Annotated in this window: 3 protein-coding genes; all 3 read right to left on the reverse strand. The window is 65.3% G+C overall.

Annotated features, from left to right (window positions below):
• Positions 1–154 precede the first annotated feature (154 nt).
• The gene (locus tag ACE3UY_RS17525; protein ID WP_374688779.1) at positions 155–1,453 is read right to left on the reverse strand and encodes an amidohydrolase family protein; all 1,299 of its coding nucleotides are present in this window, start codon (positions 1,451–1,453) and stop codon (positions 155–157) included.
• Positions 1,454–1,473: 20 nt separating this feature from the next.
• Positions 1,474–2,598, reverse strand: coding sequence for an alanine--glyoxylate aminotransferase family protein (locus ACE3UY_RS17530; RefSeq protein WP_374688780.1), 1,125 nt, complete (start codon positions 2,596–2,598; stop codon positions 1,474–1,476).
• Positions 2,599–2,808: 210 nt separating this feature from the next.
• On the reverse strand, positions 2,809–3,313 hold a 505-nt coding region (locus ACE3UY_RS17535), incomplete at its 5' end, for an aminomethyltransferase family protein (protein ID WP_374688781.1).

Genomic DNA, 3,313 nt, shown 5'->3' on the forward strand with positions numbered 1-3,313 from the left:
GGATGACCGCTATCAGTTCTTCTTTCGTCAGGCCAGTTCGCACGTCATAGGCGACGTCGGCCATGCCGTCCAGCCGTTCCAGGCCGGGTTTGCCCAATTTGTCAGCGATAAGAATTTTGTAGGTCATGATGATCTCCTCTGGGGATCATTCCTCTTATTCCATGTAGAGTTGTGAAGAAGCGGGTTGGTTGACCGCGCGCAGGCAGCCCGCTTTGTACACGCGCAACTTCTCCACCTGCCCGACGATAGCCGCCGATGCCGAGGGCGCGTCCAGCAAGACCATGTCGGCGACGCAACCCGGCTCCAGCCCATAGTTGGGCAGGCGCAGGGCGCGCGCGGCATGGTTGGTGCTCATGCGCAGCAGCGTTTCCAGTTCGGCTACCGTGTCCATGTGCGCGCCATAGGCCAGGATCAGCCCCTCTTCCAGCAGGTCCATGTTGCCCAGCGGGCGCAGGGCGTCGCGCACGTTGTTGGAGGCGTAGGCCACGTTGACGCCGGCGGCCAGCAGTTCCTTGACCCGCGTCAGGCCGCGCCGCACGTGTTGGCGGTCGTCGCGCCCCAGCCGGTACAGATCGGGCTGGCTGATGACGCTGACGCCCGCTTCCTTCAGCAAGGCAATCGCCTCCCGCGCCACGTCCGGCGGGGCCGAATCCAGCGCGCAAGCATGGCCGACCGTCACGCGCCCCTGATAGCCGTATTCCAGCGTCCGCCGCGCCACGTGGACGACTTCCAGATCGTCCAGCGCGGCGCTCGGTTTCAGCGCCAGGTCGGCATGGATGTCCACATCGCGGTCGAGTTCTAGCGCCAGGGCGAATGCCGCGTCAACGTGGTCGCGGAAGTCGTGGCCGCTATCGAGGTTGGGTGCGCCGCCCACCACGTCGGCCCCGCGCCGGAACGCCTCGCGGAAGAGGTCGAGCGTGCCCGGTTTGGCGAGCAAGCCCTGTTGCGGGAAGGCGACGATCTGGATGGTGACCAGACGGGCGCAGGACTCCTTGACTTCCTGAAGCGCCTCGACGTGCTTCAGGCCGATCTCCATGTCCACGTGGCATTGGGCGCGCAGGGCCGTCACGCCGTGGCGCAGCGCCAGGTGGACGGCGGCCGTGGCGCGCCGCACGATCTCCTCGTGCGTGAAAGCGCGGCGGCGGCGCTCGATGGCGGCGTTGAGGCCGGCCATCGAGACGAACGGCTCCGGCCGTCCCGGCCGCCGCGCGTCGTTGCTCAGAGCGATATCCAGGTGCAGGTGGCTCTCGACGAAGCCGGGGATCAGGTAGCGGCCGCCGGCGTCGAAGACCTCGCGCGCCGGGATGGCCTTGCTCAGACCCTCCCCCAGCCCCTCCCAGAGGGAGGGGAGTAGTTCGGGGCCGGCGGCCACGATGCGGCCGCCGGTCACGGCGACGGACACCGGTTCCGGCGCGCCGGCCGTTACCACGTTGCGCAAGAGCAGGTCGATCACTCCCACACCCTCGCGGCCCATTAGGCCGCTGTAAGCTCCAGATGGCCTTCCTGGACGAGGTAGTCATCCACGTTGGCAAGCAGTTCCTCGATGTCGGCTACCTGCCAGTCGCCCATGTGGCCGATGCGGAAGCACTTGTCCTTCAGCTTGCCGTAGCCGTTGGAGAGCACCATGCCGCGCGTGCGCAGGAAGCCGTTCAACTCCTTGATGCTCAGGTCGTGGCTGTTGACGATGGTCGTGACCGTCGGCGAGGCGTACGCGTCATCGGCGTAGAGGGCGAAGCCGCGCGAACGGGCCCACTGGATGACGAGATTGCGCATCGCCAGGTGGCGCGCCCAGCGCGCCTCCAGCCCTTCGGCCAGGATGGTGTCGAGTTGGACATCCAGCGCGTAGAGCAGGGAGATGGCCGGGGTGGCCGGCGTCTGATCCTTCAGCAGGTACTTCTCCATCTCCACGTAGTCGAAGTAGTAGCCGCGATAGGGCACAGTCTTGGCCTTCTCGAACGCCCGCTCCGAGACGGAGGCGAAAGCCAGGCCGGGGGGCAGGGCGAACGCCTTCTGGCTGGAGGTCAGGACGATGTCCAGATCCCACAGGTCGGGTTCCATCTCCATGCCGGTCAGGCCGCTGACGGAGTCAACCATGATGATGATGTCCTGGCCGCCGGGGGCCTGGCGGATGGCCTGGGCGATCTCGCGGGCCGGGTTGGCGATGCCGACGCTGGTCTCGTTCTGGACGAAGGCCACGGCGTCGAAACCGCCGGCGCTCAGCCGCTCGGCGACCGCCTCCGGCCGCACCGGCTGGCCCCATTCCACGTCGAGTACTTCGACTTCCTTGCCGTTGGCGCGGGCCACGTCAATCCAGCGGTCGCCGAAGGAGCCGTTGGTGCAGTGCAGGACTTTGCGGGCCACACAGTTGCGGGTGGCGGCCTCCCACATGCCCGTGCCCGACGAGGCGGTCACGTAGACGCGGTTTTGCGTGCGAAAGACGGGGCGCAATTTCTTCTGGATGCGGCCGAAGAGTTGGATGGCTTCCGGCATGCGGTGGCCGATCATCCAACGCCCCTGGGCGTCGAGAATCTCCTCCCGCACCTCGGTGGGGCCGGGCAGGAATAGTTTCAGATGGTCTTGTGGATTACGGGTAGTCATGGTAGTTCCTTATGGCAGAAGAATCATCCGCAGATTACGCAGATTACGCAGATTTTTCAGAGGTATATCCACGAGGGTTTGGGTGATCTGTCAATGCTTCTTCTATGAATGTGGAGGAATCATCCGCAGATTAGGCAGGTTTGGTAGATTACTTCACATGGAAAGGAACAAAATCTGCGTAATCTGCGAAATCTGCGGATCATTCCTCTCTTAGCGGCGGTAGGCGGGGGTGTAGAAGGGACGCTTTACCAGCCGCACTTTCTTGGGTTTATCGCGAATAATCACGTCCAACTCGGTCCCCAGCGCCGCGTGCTCCGCGGCCACCAGGGCCATGCCAAGATACTTGTCCGTCGTGGGCGAGTACATGCCGCTGGTGACGTGGCCCACCGGCTGCCCCTCGTGCTGCAGCACGTAGCCCTCGCGGATGAGGCCGCGCTCCAGCAGTTCGACGCCTACGGCCACGCGGGCCGGCCGCTCCAGCTTCTGCTTCAGCAAGGCGTCGCGCCCGATGAACGGCTTCTCGAAGCTGACGGCGAACGTCAGCCGCGCTTCGACTGGGGTAATGTCGGCCGAAATCTCGTGGCCGTAGAGCGGCATGCACGGCTCGAAGCGCAGGCTGTCCCGCGCCGCCAGGCCGATGGGCAGGACGCCGTCGGCCCGGCCCGCCTCCAGGATGCCTTCCCACACCTTCACGGCGTGCTCGGCCGGGAAGAAC

This window comes from Promineifilum sp. (SeqCode) (genome assembly GCF_041918635.1).
Lineage (GTDB): Bacteria > Chloroflexota > Anaerolineae > Promineifilales > Promineifilaceae > Promineifilum.